Genomic DNA, 15026 nt, shown 5'->3' with positions numbered 1-15026 from the left:
ACCTGTACCCGCGCCATCCCGGCTGTGCACTCCCCACCCGCCGAATCCCCCGCCCCTATCCGAGCGAATGTATCGTTCGTCTCCTTGGATCGAGCGAACGGTACATTCGCTCGGAAAGGCGGAGGGGTGGCGAAACTTTCCCGAGCTTCCGACCTAAGGACCCGTTCATGACCATCGGACTGAGTGACGAGGACCGCGAACTCCGCGATTCCGTGCGCGGATGGGCTGCGCGCCACGCGACCCCCGCGGTGATCCGCGACGCCGTCGAGGCCAAGACCGAGACGCGACCGCAGTACTGGGGTTCGCTCGCCGAACTCGGCATGCTCGGACTGCACCTGCCGGAAGAGGTCGGTGGCGCCGGGTTCACCCTCCTCGAAACCGCAATCGTCGCAGAGGAACTCGGTCGAGCGATGGTGCCCGGCCCGTTCTTGCCCACCGTGATCGTCTCCGCCGTCCTGCATGCCGCCGGTCGTACCGGCGAACTCGCGGGGCTGGCCGACGGCTCGCTGTCCGGCGCGGTGTCCCTGCAACCCGGCGGTCTGCGCATCACCCGCGACGGCGGCACCGCCACCCTGTCCGGTACCTCGGGCTATGTGCTCGGCGGTCAGGTCGGCGACGTGTTCCTGCTCGCCGCCGACGACGCGGGCGAACTCGCCTTCGTCACCCTGCATCGCGACCGTCTCGACGTCACCGACCTGCCCAGCCACGACGTGGTCCGGCGCAACGCCGAGATCACCGTCGACGGCGTGGTTCTCGCTGCCGGCGACCTGCTGACGCTCGACGCGCAGCGGGTCCTCGATCTCGCCGCCACCCTCTTTGCGGCCGAGGCGGCCGGCCTGGCCGACTGGGCCACCACGACCGCCGCAGACTACGCCCGCGTGCGTCAGCAGTTCGGGCGGGTCATCGGCCAGTTCCAGGGCGTCAAGCACAAGGCGGCCCGCATGCTGAGCCTCACCGAGCAGGCCCGCGTCACCGCGTGGGACGCCGCGCGGGCGCAGGGCGAGGACATCCCGGCCGACGAGGCGTCGCTCGCCGCCGCGGCGGTCGCGCCCGAGACCGCGTTCCAGGTCACCAAGGACTGCATCCAGATCCTCGGCGGCATCGGCTACACGTGGGAGCACGACGCGCACCTGTATCTCCGGCGCGCGCAGTCGCTGCGGATCCTGTCGGGCTCCACCGCATCCTGGAAGCGCCGGGTCGCGACGCTCACCCTCGGCGGCGCCCGCCGCGTCCTCGGTGTCGACCTGCCCGCCGAAGCCGAGCAGATCCGCGCCGACGTCCGTGCCGAACTCGCACCGGCCGTCGATCTCGAGGGTGCCGATCGGACGAGGTACCTCGCCGAGAAGGGCTATACCGCACCGCATCTGCCCGCGCCGTGGGGCAAGGGCGCCGATGCCGTCACCCAGCTCGTGATCGCCGAGGAACTGCGGTCCGCGGAGCTCGAACCGCACGACATGATCATCGGGAACTGGGTGGTGCCCACGCTCATCGCGCACGGCAGCGACGAGCAGCTGCGGCGCTTCGTTCCGGCATCGTTGCGCGGCGACATCGTGTGGTGCCAGCTGTTCTCCGAACCCGGTGCCGGCTCCGACCTCGCCGGGCTGTCCACCAAGGCCACGAAGGTCGATGGGGGCTGGAAACTGCAGGGCCAGAAGGTGTGGACGTCGATGGCCCGCGTCGCGGACTGGGGAATCTGTCTGGCGCGCACCGACTCCGGTGCGGCCAAGCACCAGGGCCTGTCGTACTTCCTGATCGACATCAAGAACTCCGAGGGTCTCTATATCCGTCCGCTGCGGGAGATCACCGGTGAAGCGCTGTTCAACGAGGTGTTCCTCGACGACGTCTTCGTTCCCGACGAATGCCTCGTCGGCAAGCCTGGCGACGGCTGGAAACTCGCTCGCACCACACTCGCCAACGAGCGGGTGTCTCTGTCGAACGACTCGTCGCTCGGAGCGGGTGGCGAAACCCTGCTGTCCCTGGCGGAGAACGTCCCCGGTGGACTCGACGACGAACAACTGACGGTCCTGGGCAAGATGCTGTGCGACGCGCAGGCCGGTGGTCTCCTGGCATTGCGGTCGACGCTGCGGTCGCTGACCGGCGCGCAGCCCGGCGCGGAGTCGTCGATCGCGAAACTGCTCGGCGTCGAGCACATCCAGCAGGTGTGGGAGGTCGCGATGGAATGGATCGGGCCCACCGCACTGCTCGGCGGGCAGGATCGCCGGTCCCCGACGCAGATGTTCCTCAATGCGCAGTGCCTGTCCATCGCCGGAGGAACGACCAACGTCCAGTTGAACATCATCGGTGAGCGGCTTCTCGGTCTGCCGCGCGATCCCGAACCCGGAAAGTGAGCACGCCCCCGAGGGGCGGTCGGCACGTGTTCACCCACGTAACCACGGAGGTCCGATGAAGGTCGATCCGGATACACACCCCGTCGTCGGGAAGGCGCCCGACGGCACGGTCCTGACGTCGGCGCCGCAGGACACCCCCGTGGACCGGGCGACCGCCGCGGCCCGCCGGGTCGTGAACGCGCTGCTGCGCACCGATCGCGGCAACGCCAACCTCGAACGCGTCGCCGAAGAACTGAACAGCATCGCCGAGCACCTCGAGGAGCATGCTCCCGAGGTCGAGGAACGCCTGGTCGACATGTGGAACGGGGAGGGCGTCACCCGGCACGACCCCGTCGCCGGGCCGGAGAACGCGGTGGCCCCGCCGCTGGTCCTGGCCGGTCGCGACGACGGCTCGGTCGAGGGCGTCGTGACGCTGACGCTGCCGTACCAGGGCCCGCCCGGGCACGTGCACGGCGGTGTGTCCGCGCTGCTGCTCGATCACACCCTCGGGGTCGCGAACGCGTGGGCCGGGCGCAGCGGCGCGACCGCTCAGCTCAACGTCCGGTACCACCGCCCGACCCCGCTGTTCGTGCCGCTCACCGTCCGCAGCCGGTTGGTGTCCCAGGACGGCGCGAAGATCAACACGGTCGGTGACATCAGGACCGCGGACGGCGCGGTGTGCGTGTCGGTCGAAGCGTTGTTCGTCGACAAGACGGTCCCGCGCCCGCGTCGGAGCTGACCGCCCCACCTTCCGAGCGCCCCCTGTTTCCGAGCGAATGTACCGTTCGTCTCCTTGGATCGAGCGAACGGTACATTCGCTCGGAGAAGACGGGGGGTGACGCGGCTGCCGTCGCCGACCCGTCGCCGCCGACTGCCAACCGCCGACCGTCGGGGTCAGCCGCCGGCCTTGATGCGATCGGCGCCGGTGTAGACGTTCATGGATCCACCGCGCAGGAATCCGACGAGCGTCAGGCCGGCGTCGGCCGCGAGGTCCACCGCCAGCGACGACGGCGCGGACACCGCCCCGAGCATCGGGACCCCGGCCATCACGGCCTTCTGGGCGAGTTCGAACGACGCGCGGCCGCTGACGATGAGCACCGTCTCCGCGAGCGGGACCCGGTCCTCGATCAGTGCCCAGCCGAGCACCTTGTCGACGGCGTTGTGCCTGCCGACGTCCTCCCGGACCGCGAGCAGCACGCCGTCCGGGGTGAACAGCCCCGCGGCGTGCAGTCCACCGGTGGTGTCGAAGATCTTCTGCCGCCTCCGCAGCGCGTCGGGCATCGAGGCCAGCGCCTCGGCGGTGACCGCGGGCCCGTCGGTCGCGAGCGGGAAGCGGGTGCGGGTGCGGACCTGGTCCAGCGACTCCTTCCCGCACACCCCGCACGCCGAGGACGTCAGGAAGTTCCGGGTGCCGGCGCCGTCCGCGACGTCGACACCGTCGGCGAGCGCGACGTCGAGCACGTTGTAGGTGTTGGCGCCGGATTCGTCGACACCGTTGCAGTACCGCACCGCGACGATGTCCTCGCGGCTGCCGATGATGCCCTCGGCGAGCAGGAAACCGTGCGCGAGTTCGACGTCGTGGCCGGGCGTGCGCATCGTGACCGTCAGCGACCGTCCCGCGAGCCTGATCTCGATGGGTTCCTCGACGGCCAGGGTGTCGGGCCGGCGGACGTTCCCTTCGGGGGTGATCCGCAGGACCGGTCGTCGTGCCGTGACGCGTCCCATCAGGCCGACCCCGACTTCTCCAGCCGAACCGTGATCGCCTTGGACACAGGGGTGTTCGACTTCGCGGCGACGTGATCGAGCGGCACGAGCGGGTTCGTCTCGGGGTAGTAGGCGGCCGCGTTGCCCCGCGGTGTGCTGTAGGGCACGATGCGGAAGTCGTGGACGCGACGCTCCTCGACGGTCCCGTCCGCCGCCGTCCACTCCGACACCAGATCCACGAGATCCCCGTCGGCGAAACCGAGTTCGACGACGTCCTCCGGGTGCAGGAAGATCACCTTGCGTCCGTTGCTGACCCCGCGATAGCGGTCGTCGAGACCGTAGATGGTGGTGTTGTACTGATCGTGGCTGCGCAGGGTCTGCAGGATCACCCGGCCGGGAGGCGTCGGCACCCATTCGAGCGGATTCACCGAGAAGTTGGCTTTGCCTGTGCTCGTGGTGAATTCGCGCGCGTCACGCGGCGGATGCGGCAGCTGGAAGCCGTCCGGCCGGCGCACCCGCGTGTTGTAGTCTTCGCACCCGGGCACGACCCGCGCGATCGAATCGCGGATCAGATCGTAGTTGCCCTCGAATGCGGTCCAGCGCACCGGATGATCCGGGCCGAACAGGGCTCGGGCGAGACCGCAGACGATCGCGACCTCGCTGCGCAGGTGTTCGGAGACCGGGTGCAGTCGGCCGCGCGACAGGTGCACCATCGACATCGAATCCTCCACCGACACCATCTGTTTGCCGCTCGCCTGCACATCGAGATCGGTGCGGCCGAGTGTCGGGAGGATCAGCGCGGTGCGGCCGTGCACGACGTGGCTGCGATTGAGCTTGGTCGACACCTGGACGGTCATCGCGCAGTTGCGCAGCGCGGCCTCGGTGGCCGCGGTGTCCGGGGTCGCGGAGACGAAGTTGCCACCCATCCCCATGAAGAACGATGCGCGGCCGTCGCGCATCGCCCGGATCGCCTCGACCGTGTCGTAGCCGTGCCGGCGGGGGCTGGTGATCCCGAACTCGGTGTCGAGTGCCGCCAGGAACCATTCGGGCATCTTCTCCCAGATACCCATGGTGCGGTCGCCCTGCACGTTCGAATGCCCGCGCACCGGGCACACCCCGGCCCCGGGCTTGCCGATCATGCCGCGCACGAGCAGCAGATTCACGGCTTCGCCGATCGTCGCGACCGCGTGGGTGTGCTGGGTCAGGCCCATCGCCCAGCAGATCACCGTCCCCTTCGACGCGACAAGATCCGCCGCGGTGGCACGGAGCTGCTGCTCGGTCAGGCCGGTGGCTTCCGTGACCACATCGAGATCGACTGCACGGATGTGCTTTTCGTACTCGTCGAACCCGGCGCAGTACCGGTCGACGAACGCGCGGTCGACGACGGTGCCGGGCGCGGCGTCCTCGGCCTCGAGCAGCAGCCGGCCCAGACCCTGGAACAAGGCCATGTCGCCGCCCAGCCGGATCTGCAGGAACTCGTCGGCGATGTCGACGCCGTGCCCGAGGACGCCGTTGACCTTCTGCGGATCCTTGAACCGGCGCAGGCCGGCTTCCGGCAGCGGATTGATCGCGATGATCTTCGCGCCGTTGTGCTTGGCCTTCTCGAGCGTCGACAGCATCCGCGGATGGTTGGTCCCGGGATTCTGCCCCGCGATGAGGATCAGATCGGCCTGCTCGAGGTCGGGCACCGACACCGACCCCTTGCCGATGCCGATCGCCTCGATCAGCGCACTGCCGGACGATTCGTGGCACATGTTCGAACAGTCCGGCATGTTGTTGGTGCCGTAGCTGCGAATGAGCAACTGGTAGAGGAACGCGGCCTCGTTGCTGGTGCGCCCCGAGGTGTAGAACACGGCGTCGTCTGGGGAGGGGAGGCCGCGCAGTTCGTCGGCGATCAGCTCGAACGCGGCGTCCCAGGAGATCGGCTCGTAGTGGCTGCCACCGGCCCACAGCACCATCGGATGGGTGATCCGGCCCTGCTGACCGAGCCAGTAGTCGGTCTTTCCGGTCAGCTCGTCGACGGAGTGCTGCGCGAAGAACTCCGGGGTCACCGTTCGCAGGGTGGCTTCCTCGGCGACCGCCTTGGCGCCGTTCTCGCAGAACTCGGCGGGCTTGCGGTGTCCGGGCGTCTCGGGCCAGGCGCAGCCGGGGCAGTCGAATCCGTGGCGCTGGTTCAGGCGGGCCAGGGTCGAGACGGTGCGGGCCGCCCCCATCTGCGCGTACGCGCGCTGCAGCGACACGAGCACTGCCGGAACCCCGGCGGCGTGGTCCTTTGCCTCCGTGACCTCGAGCGTCGATTCGTCGATGTCGTCCACAGGTGCGCGTCTCGTCATGAGTCCATAGTGACCCGGCTCATGTTGCCTCGGCCACTCGGGTGCTTAACGAAATGTTCACCGCGGGCGAGGCCGCGTTTTACACAGACCGTTCACTCTCGGGGAACGGTGATGAACGACATAAGACGATCGCCGGTAAACGTTGGAGGGATTTCCCTCAGGACTGAACAAGGTGGACACGTATGGAAGAGGCAATCGCTGCCGCCGACACTGCCTGGGTTCTCGCGGCATTCACGGCGGTCGCCCTCATGGTCCCGGGGCTCGCGCTGTTCTACGGCGGCATGCTCGGGGTCAAGAGCGCACTCAACATGATCATGATGGTTCTCGGGGGCTTCGCCGTCGCCGGGGTGGTGTGGGTGTTCTTCGGCCCGGCTGCGGTGCTCGGTGACAGTGTCGGAGGCCTCGGACTCATCGGTAATCCGTTCACCGACATCGGACTCGGCTCGCTGCTCGAGCCGTCGGACGGGCTGCCCGCCGCATTGACTGCGGCGTTCCACCTGCTGTTCGCGGGCATCACCGTCGCGATCATCGCGGGTGGCGTCGCCGACCGCATGAAGTTCTCCGCATGGATGATCTTCTCCGGGATCTGGGTCGTGCTGGTGTACTTCCCGGTTGCGCACTGGGTGTTCGCATTCGACGACGAGGACGCCGGCACCAAGGGTGGATGGATCGCCAATGTGCTCGGCGCGCAGGACTTCGCCGGCGGCACCGCCGTGCACATGAACGCCGGCGTCGCCGCGCTGGCACTCGCGATCGCGCTGGGGAAGCGCCGCGGGTTCCCGCACGTCCCGCGTCCGCACAGCCTGCCCCTCGTGGTGCTCGGCGGCGGCATCCTGATGTTCGGCTGGTTCGGGTTCAACGGTGGTTCCGCGGGCGGTGCCAACCACACCGCGGGCGTGGTCGTGCTGAACACGATGATCGCCGCGGTCGCGGGCCTGCTCGGCTGGCTGCTCGTGGAACGCATCCGGGAGAAGCACGCCACGACGCTCGGCGCGGTGTCCGGCATGATCGCCGCGCTCGTCGGCATCACCCCTGCCGCGAGCCTCGTCTCCCCGCTCGGTGCGCTGCTCATCGGCTTCGCCGCGGGCGCGGTGTGCTTCCTGACCGTGAGCCTGAAGTTCAAGCTCGGGTACGACGACTCGCTCGACGTCGTCGCCATCCACCTCATGGGCGGTGTCGTCGGCACCCTGCTCATCGCGTTCGTGGCCACTGCTGCGGCGCCGGCCGGTGTCGACGGACTGTTCTTCGGCGGTGGCATCGACCTGCTGGGCCGTCAGATCCTGGCCATGGCCGCGGTGTTCACCTACAGCTTCGCGGTGACCTGGCTGATCGCCAAGGCCATCGACAAGACCATCGGCCTGCGCGTCGACAAGGAAACCGAGATCATGGGTATCGACGTCCCGGTGCACGGCGAAACCGCCTACGTCATGGACAGTTTCGGAGCCAGCGCGCCGTCCAAGATGCGTCCGGAGGAATTCGCGGCGGACCGGGAGGTGGTCGTTCCCACCGTGAAGTGAACCGCTGACGGGTTCCCTCCTGCCACGGCAACGGCAGGAGGGAACCCGCGCGTTTCGGGCACACGGCAGTGACCGGACGGGCATAATCGGACGGCAGTCGACGAGGAGCCCACATGAGCACACCGGACGCGAAGCCACTGGCCGGAAAGACCATGATCATGTCGGGCGGCAGCCGGGGCATCGGCCTGGCGATCGCGCTCCGCGCGGCGCAGGACGGCGCGAACATCACGCTGATCGCCAAGACCGACACACCGAACCCGAAACTGCCGGGCACCATCTACACCGCGGCCGCCGAACTCGAGGAGGCGGGCGGCCGGGTACTGCCCTTCGTGGGGGACATACGCAACGACGAGGCGGTCGCCGAGGCCGTGCGCCGGACCGTCGAACAGTTCGGCGGAATCGACATCGTGGTGAACAACGCGTCCGCGATCGACCTGTCACCGACCGACCGGATCTCCATGAAGAAGTACGACCTCATGCAGGACATCAACTGTCGCGGCACGTTCCTGCTCTCGAAGCTGGCGATTCCGTCGCTGCGGCAATCCGCGAGCGCGGGGCGTAATCCGCACATCCTGACGCTGTCGCCGCCGCTGAACCTGAATCCCAAATGGGCGGGCGGAGCGCTCGCGTACACCATCGCGAAGTACGGCATGAGCCTGACGACGCTCGGGCTCGCCGAGGAGTTGAAGGGCGACGGCATCGCCGTGAACTCGCTGTGGCCGCGCACCACCATCGCGACCGCCGCGGTGCGCAACCTGCTCGGCGGCGAGCAGATGGTGAATTCGTCCCGGACGCCGGAGATCTACGCGGATGCTGCGTATCTGGTGCTCACGTCACCGAGCACGGAGGCGACCGGGAACTTCTACATCGACGACGAGGTGCTCGCCGCGGCGGGGATCACCGACCTCGACAAGTACCGGGCCGGCGACGGCGAACTCCAGCTCGACCTGTTCCTGGACTGAACGCCGCTCTACCCCTGGTGATTGTCGGGGTACGCGGTGACCGCAAGGAACCGGATGGGAAGCGTCACGAGCTCGTTCGGTCCGTGCAGGCCCTCGCCGTCCAGAAGCAGGGCGTCACCGGGTTGGAGGTGGTACTCGGAATCGCCGTGCCCGTAGACCATTTCACCCTCGAGCATGTACAGCAATTCGGTGCCGGGATGCTGGAAGAGAGGGAAGACGTCGCTCGCGTCGGTGAGGGTGACGAGCACCGGTTCGAGCCGCTTGTGCTGTCCGCGCAGTGCCCCGAGCAACTCGTAGTGGTGGCCGACGCGTGTACCGCGGCCGACGATCTCGGCGCCTTGGCCGTTCTTCGTGAACACGGCCTCACGACGGGTGTCGGCGCCGCGGAACAGGGAGGTGACGGGAACGTCGAGGCCGGCCGCGAGCCGGGCGAGGGTCGACAGGCTGCACGACGTCTGCGCGTTCTCGATCTTCGAGAGCATCGCCTTGGAGATCCCCACCTTGGCGGCCATGTCCCCGACGGACAGCCCGCTGGCCAGGCGCAACGACCGCACCTGGTGGGCGATCGCCCGTTCGAGATCCACACCCGTGGGGGTGCCGCGGGGGACTTCGCGTCCGGAATCGTCGTAGAGGACGGGACGGTCGGGGCTGGCCATGTCAGCAGCGTAGCGTTTGTTCACCGGTAGTGGACACCCTCTCGCGCGGTGGGTATTTCGGTGACGGGCGAGCCCTCCGCGGCTGCGAGTGCATCCGCGGAGGGCGCAGGGCGGTCGGAGGTGCCGGGATCAGCGCATCTCACCGGCTCCTTCGTAGGGATTGAGGCTCAGGAGCAGGTCGCCCTCCTCGAAGCGGGAGAATCGGAAATCGTCCGGATTCACGTTCGGCAGGTCGGTCTTGCCGTCGATGAGCAGGTCGGCGACCAGCTTGCCCACGGCCGGGGAGATCTTGAAACCGTGCCCGGAGAAGCCGGTCGCCAGGAACAGGCCCTCGACCGGCGACGGGCCGATGACGGGGTTGTAGTCCTCGGTGACGTCGTAGGCGCCGACGTACGAGCTGGTGATCCGGGGATCCGGCATGTCGGGCAGGCGGTTGCCGAGCTTCATGATGTTCTTCTCGATCGTCGAGTCGTCGGCGCGGTTGACGTACTTGTCGGGATCGATGTACTCCGGTGCCTGATGATCGGAGTTGCCCACCAGCAGTTCGCCGTTCGGCTCGCGGCAGATGTACTGCAGGCCCGCCAGATCGGACAGCACGGGGACCTCCGGGGTCGGGACGCCCTGGTCGACGAGGACCAGCTGGGCGCGCTGCGCCTTGACGTCGATGTCGACGCCGACTCCGGCGACGAGCGCCGGCGTCCAGGGGCCCGCGGCGACGATGACCTGCTCGGCGTGCACCTCGGAACCGTCGGCGAGCGTGACGCCGTAGACCCGGCCGGCGGCGTTCTGCAGCAGCGACACCACCGGGGTGCTCTGCCGGATCTTCACGCCCATCCGACGTGCCGTCGCCCCGAACGCCATTCCGGCCATGTAGGCCTCACCCCGGCCGCCGAGCGGTTCGTAGGCGAACAGTGCGAAGTCGTCGAGGTTCAGGCCCGGCCACAGCTCCGCCATCTTGTCGTGCGCGATGAGTTCGGTGGCGATGCCGAGGCCCTGCATCATCTCGATGTTCGCCTCGAGCGGCTTGACGTTGTTCTCCGCGACCCCGACGACGTAGCCGCACTGACGAAATGCCATGTCGTCACCGAAGATCTCGGTCGCGCGCGTGAAGATGTCGACGCCGTACCAGGACATCGCCGCCAGGGAGGGGGTGCCGTAGTGGCACCGCACGACGCCGCTGGACTTGCCGGTCATGCCCGAGCAGAGGGTGTCGCGTTCGAGCACCAGGACGTCGGTCTCGCCGCGGTCGGCGAGGGAGTAGGCGATGGCCAGGCCTTCGAGGCCGCCACCGACGATCAGGAACTTTGTCGTGTCCGTCACCTGAGGATCCTTTGTTCGGACGGACGTCCCGAGGGAGGTCCGTGGGGAAGTCGATGTCGATGGGGAGAGATCGGTTCTACGGGAGGGAAGCAGGGGTCGGACGGATCTGCACCAGCAGTCCGGTGGTGGAGGTTCCTCGCAGCGTGATCGCCTCGTGGCGGATCAGGATGCAGTCGCCGGCCTCGGCGTGCTCGGTGCCCGCGTGGACGGTGCCCGACCGCACGTACAGGGCGGTGATTCCGTCGGGCCGGGAGACGAATTCGGTGTCGAGCGGCAGGTACGTGACGGTGGCGCCGGCACCCCCGCGGTCGGTCATGACGTTGAACGCGCGGGTGGCGCCCTGTGGGATGCAGCGGGGCGCATCCTCCCCGGCGAACGGGTGGGGGCTCCACGGCTTCACCGACTCGGATCCGTGGCCCGCGTCGAGTTCGACGCCGTGCTCACCGACGACGGTGAAGATGCGGTCGGTGCCGGGGAAGGCGGAGAACTCGCTCGGTTCCGACCCCAGATCGGCCAGACTGATCCGCCACAGGGGTCGGTCGCCACCGCCGGAGGGGCCGGTGGCGATCTCCTCGGTCGTCCCGGCGCCGTTGCGCCAGGGCACCCGACGTCGGTCGCCGGCCCGCACCACCTGTATCGCCATCTAGCTGCCCGCCGTCCAGTCGGCCATGATGTCGGCCAGGGCCTGCGCGCCGACGTTGCAGTCGCCGGGCTCGGCGAACTCGTGCGGGGAGTGCGACACTCCGGTCGGGTTGCGCACGAACAGCATTGCGGTGGGGACCTTCTCGGACAGGATGCCGGCGTCGTGTCCGGCCTGGGTGGGGAGCACCGGAATGTCTCCGAGATGGGACAGTGCCCGGCGCAGCCGTTCGCGGGGTCCGGCGGGGAATTCGACGATCGGGGTGATGGATTCGGCGAAGACGTCGAGTCCGATCTCGTCCGGCAGGCAGTGCCGGCGGGCCTCGGCCTCGATCTCGGCGACCAGTTTCGTCAGGGTCTCCTCGTCCGCGGCACGAGCGTCCAGCCACGCCTTGATCTCCGAGGGGATCGCGTTGGCGCCGTTGGGCAATACCTCGATCTTGCCGAAGGTGGCGACCGCGCCGGCCGACGCGGCACACGAGCGGGCACTGTGCACCGACGACGCGTAGGCCAGCATCGGGTCGTGGCGGTCCACCAGGCGCGTGGCACCGGCGTGGTTGGCTTCGCCGGTGAAGGTGAACTGCCAGCGGCCGTGCGGCCAGATCGACGACGCGACCGCGACCGGCGCGTCCACGAGGTCGAGTGCCCGGCCCTGTTCGACGTGCAGTTCGACGTACACCCCGACCCGGTCGACGAGAGCCGGGTCGGCGCCGATGTGTTCGGGCACCCGGCCGGCGCGGGTCATCGCCTCGGCCAGGGTGATTCCGTCGCGGTCCCGCAGACCGAGCGCGCGCTGCGGAGCGAGTGCTCCGGTGGTGAGCTGGCTGCCGACGCACGCGACTCCGAAGCGAGCCCCCTCCTCGTCGGAGAACGCGGTGATCGCGATCGGGACGGTCGGGACGATGCCGCGCTCGCGGACGATGTCCACCGCGGAGAAGGCGGAGACCACGCCGAGGGGACCGTCGAACGCGCCGCCGTCGGGCACCGAGTCCAGATGCGAGCCGGTGACGAACGCGCCGGTCGGATCGCCCACCCAGCCTTCGGGTAGCCACCAGGCCCAGAGATTTCCGTTGCGGTCCTCTTCGACGTCCATGCCGCGTTCGGCGGCGCAGCCGCGGAACCACTCCCGAAGGGTGAGATCGGCGTCGCTCCAAGCGAATCGGCGGTAGCCCCCGGTCGTCGGATGCTTGCCGACGTCCAGGATCGATGCCCAGAGCGAGTCGAAGGCGGTCATCTGTCGTGTCCTCTCGAGAATCGGCTGTGGCAGGCCCGTTCGTGTCGTGCTCGGGCGAGCCACCGGTGACGAATCAGTTCCGTGGGTGTCAACCCGCCCCAGACCCCGTGTGTCTCACCGGCCAGTGCCGCGTGGTCGCGGCACGGTTCCAGCACGGGGCAGGAGGCGCAGACGGACTTGGCGCGGGCGACGGCCTCGGGTGCGTCGTCGAAGAAGTCGACGTCCCGGGACCGGCAGACGGCCTGTGCCTGCCAGTCCCGGAGGTCGTCGAGCAGGGCTGCGGGGGTCGTCACGGGGTCAGAAGCTGCTGCGGCCGGGGATCCAGTCGGTGCCGGCCAGGGGGACCCGAGCCATGGCGGCGGCTTCCATCGTGACGGCGACGAGATCCTGCGGTTCGAGATTGCGCAGGTGCGACTTGCCGCACGCCCGGGCAATCGTCTGTGCCTCCATGGTGAGCACCCGCAGGTAGTTCGCGAGCCGGCGACCACCCTCGACCGGATCGAAGCGGGCCTGCAGCTCGGGATCCTGGGTGGTGATGCCGGCGGGATCCTTGCCGTCCTGGAAGTCGTCGTAGAAGCCCGCGGCCGAGCCCAGCTTCTCGTACTCGGCCTGGTACTTCGGGTCGTTGTCGCCGAGGGCGATCAGGGCGGCCGTGCCGATGGCGACGGCGTCGGCGCCCAGGGCCATCGCCTTGGCGACGTCGGCGCCCGAGCGGATGCCGCCGGAGACGATCAGCTGCACGCCGCCGGGGGTGCGGTGCACACCCATCTCCTGGAGGGCCTGCACGGCCTGGGGGAGTGCGGCCAGGGTCGGGATGCCGACGTGCTCGATGAAGACGTCCTGGGTGGCTGCGGTGCCACCCTGCATGCCGTCGACCACGACGACGTCGGCGCCGGACTTCACGGCGAGCTTGACGTCGTAGTAGGTGCGGGTCGCGCCGACCTTGACGTAGATCGGCTTCTCCCAGCCGGTGATCTCCCGGAGCTCGAGGATCTTGATGGCGAGGTCGTCCGGTCCGGTCCAGTCGGGGTGCCGGCACGCGCTGCGCTGGTCGATGCCGACGGGCAGGGTGCGCATTCCCGCGACGCGTTCGGTGATCTTCTGGCCGAGCAGCATGCCGCCGCCGCCGGGCTTGGCGCCCTGTCCGAGGACGACCTCGATCGCGTCGGCCTTGCGCAGGTCGTCGGGGTTCATTCCGTACCGGGACGGAAGGTACTGGTAGACCAGGTGCTTGGACTGTCCGCGTTCCTCCGGGGTCATGCCACCGTCGCCGGTGGTGGTCGACGTGCCGACCTCACTGGCTCCGCGTCCGAGGGCCTCCTTCGCGCGGCCGGACAGGGCACCGAAGCTCATGCCGGCGATGGTGACCGGGATGTCCAGGTGCAGGGGGTATTTCGCGTTGCGGTCCCCGAGGACGACGTCGGTCTCGCACTTCTCGCGGTAGCCCTCGAGCGGGTAGCGCGACATGGACGCCCCGAGGAAGAGCAGGTCGTCGAAGTGGGGAACCTTGCGCTTGGCACCCCAGCCGCGGATGTCGTAGATGCCGGTCGCGGCGGCGCGCTGGATCTCGTGGATGACGTTGCGGTCGAAGGTGGCCGACTCACGCAGTCCGGGCTGGAAGGTCATGGAAGTCTCCTCGGGGGGTCGAGCGGGCGGAAGTACGTCGGGGTCGTCAGTACGCCGAAGCGTTGTCGACGTGGAAGTGGTAGAGCTGCCGGGCCGAGCCGTAGCGGGTGAACTCGGCCGGGTCGGCGTCGAAGCCGGCCGCGTCGAGCAGTTCCTGCAGTTCGGCGATGTGCTCGGGGCGCATCTCCTTCCTGACGCAGTCCGCGCCGAGCGAGGCGACGCTGCCTCGCACGTAGATCCGCACTTCGTACAGCGAATCGCCCAGGGCCTCACCGGCATCGCCGAGAACGACGAGGCGGCCGGCCTGGCCCATGAAGGCGCTCATGTGACCGATGTTGCCGCCGACGACGATGTCGACGCCCTTCATCGAGATTCCGCAACGGGCCGCGGCGTTGCCTTCGATCACCAGCAGTCCGCCGTGGGCGGTGGCGCCGGCCGACTGTGACGCGTCTCCGGTGACACGCACGGTGCCGGACATCATGTTCTCGGCGACCCCGACGCCGGCGTTGCCGTCGATGGTCACGTTCGCGTGCTGGTTCATCCCGGCCGCGTAGTAGCCGACGTGGCCGTCGATGCGGACGTCGATCGGACGGTTCAGTCCGCACGCCAGCGCATGGGCGCCCTGCGGGTTCACGACCTCGACCGAAGCCGGGGCCTCCGTCGCGTGCAGGGCCGCATTGAGTTCGCGGGTGGTGGTCACCGCCAGGT

The 15026-nt window shown here is 68.8% G+C and carries 13 protein-coding genes; 4 read left to right on the top strand and 9 right to left on the bottom strand.

Features of this window, described 5'->3' with window-relative positions:
• The first annotated feature begins 167 nt into the window (after positions 1-167).
• Together I0Q12_RS04535 and I0Q12_RS04530 are read left to right on the top strand one after the other, a co-directional pair.
• Complete coding sequence (locus I0Q12_RS04535) at positions 168-2348, top strand: acyl-CoA dehydrogenase (protein WP_197250811.1); 2181 nt, start codon at positions 168-170, stop codon at positions 2346-2348.
• Positions 2349-2403: 55 nt separating this feature from the next.
• Positions 2404-3066: a PaaI family thioesterase gene (locus I0Q12_RS04530; protein ID WP_197250810.1), complete on the top strand. Its 663-nt coding sequence runs from the start codon at positions 2404-2406 to the stop codon at positions 3064-3066.
• 155 nt (positions 3067-3221) lie between these two features.
• On the opposite strand, the gene fdhD is transcribed toward I0Q12_RS04530, so the two are convergent.
• Positions 3222-4052, bottom strand: coding sequence for a formate dehydrogenase accessory sulfurtransferase FdhD (fdhD, locus tag I0Q12_RS04525; RefSeq protein WP_197250808.1), 831 nt, complete (start codon positions 4050-4052; stop codon positions 3222-3224).
• Positions 4052-6364, bottom strand: coding sequence for an FdhF/YdeP family oxidoreductase (locus I0Q12_RS04520; protein WP_197250807.1), 2313 nt, complete (start codon positions 6362-6364; stop codon positions 4052-4054). Before I0Q12_RS04520 ends, fdhD begins: the two co-directional genes overlap by 1 nt.
• 182 nt (positions 6365-6546) lie before the next feature.
• On the opposite strand from I0Q12_RS04520, the gene I0Q12_RS04515 reads away from it, so the two are divergent.
• Positions 6547-7881, top strand: a complete 1335-nt coding sequence (locus I0Q12_RS04515; protein WP_197250804.1) for an ammonium transporter — start codon at positions 6547-6549, stop codon at positions 7879-7881.
• A gap of 113 nt (positions 7882-7994) precedes the next feature.
• Positions 7995-8843: an NAD(P)-dependent oxidoreductase gene (locus I0Q12_RS04510; RefSeq protein ID WP_197250803.1), complete on the top strand. Its 849-nt coding sequence runs from the start codon at positions 7995-7997 to the stop codon at positions 8841-8843.
• An 8-nt stretch (positions 8844-8851) separates the two neighbouring features.
• Here I0Q12_RS04510 and I0Q12_RS04505 read toward each other — a convergent pair whose 3' ends face one another.
• The 7 genes from I0Q12_RS04505 to I0Q12_RS04475 form a co-directional block, all read right to left on the bottom strand.
• The gene (locus I0Q12_RS04505; protein WP_197250801.1) at positions 8852-9499 is read right to left on the bottom strand and encodes an XRE family transcriptional regulator; all 648 of its coding nucleotides are present in this window, start codon (positions 9497-9499) and stop codon (positions 8852-8854) included.
• A gap of 129 nt (positions 9500-9628) precedes the next feature.
• Positions 9629-10819, bottom strand: a complete 1191-nt coding sequence (locus tag I0Q12_RS04500; protein ID WP_197250799.1) for an FAD-dependent oxidoreductase — start codon at positions 10817-10819, stop codon at positions 9629-9631.
• Between the two features lie 76 nt (positions 10820-10895).
• Complete coding sequence (locus I0Q12_RS04495; RefSeq protein WP_197250798.1) at positions 10896-11462, bottom strand: HutD family protein; 567 nt, start codon at positions 11460-11462, stop codon at positions 10896-10898.
• Entirely contained in the window at positions 11463-12692 is a 1230-nt protein-coding gene (locus tag I0Q12_RS04490; protein ID WP_197250796.1) for an allantoate amidohydrolase, read from the bottom strand.
• Positions 12689-12985, bottom strand: a complete 297-nt coding sequence (locus I0Q12_RS04485; RefSeq protein WP_197250794.1) for a WhiB family transcriptional regulator — start codon at positions 12983-12985, stop codon at positions 12689-12691. Before I0Q12_RS04485 ends, I0Q12_RS04490 begins: the two co-directional genes overlap by 4 nt.
• 4 nt (positions 12986-12989) lie before the next feature.
• Complete coding sequence (locus tag I0Q12_RS04480) at positions 12990-14318, bottom strand: FMN-binding glutamate synthase family protein (protein WP_197250793.1); 1329 nt, start codon at positions 14316-14318, stop codon at positions 12990-12992.
• A gap of 46 nt (positions 14319-14364) precedes the next feature.
• Positions 14365-15024 (bottom strand): protein glxC, encoded by a 660-nt coding sequence (locus I0Q12_RS04475; RefSeq protein WP_197250792.1) that lies wholly within the window; start codon positions 15022-15024, stop codon positions 14365-14367.
• Positions 15025-15026 lie beyond the last annotated feature (2 nt).

The organism is Rhodococcus sp. CX (assembly GCF_015865005.1).
In the GTDB taxonomy this organism is placed as follows: Bacteria; Actinomycetota; Actinomycetes; order Mycobacteriales; family Mycobacteriaceae; genus Rhodococcus.
This window is presented reverse-complemented; position numbering and strand designations above follow the sequence as displayed.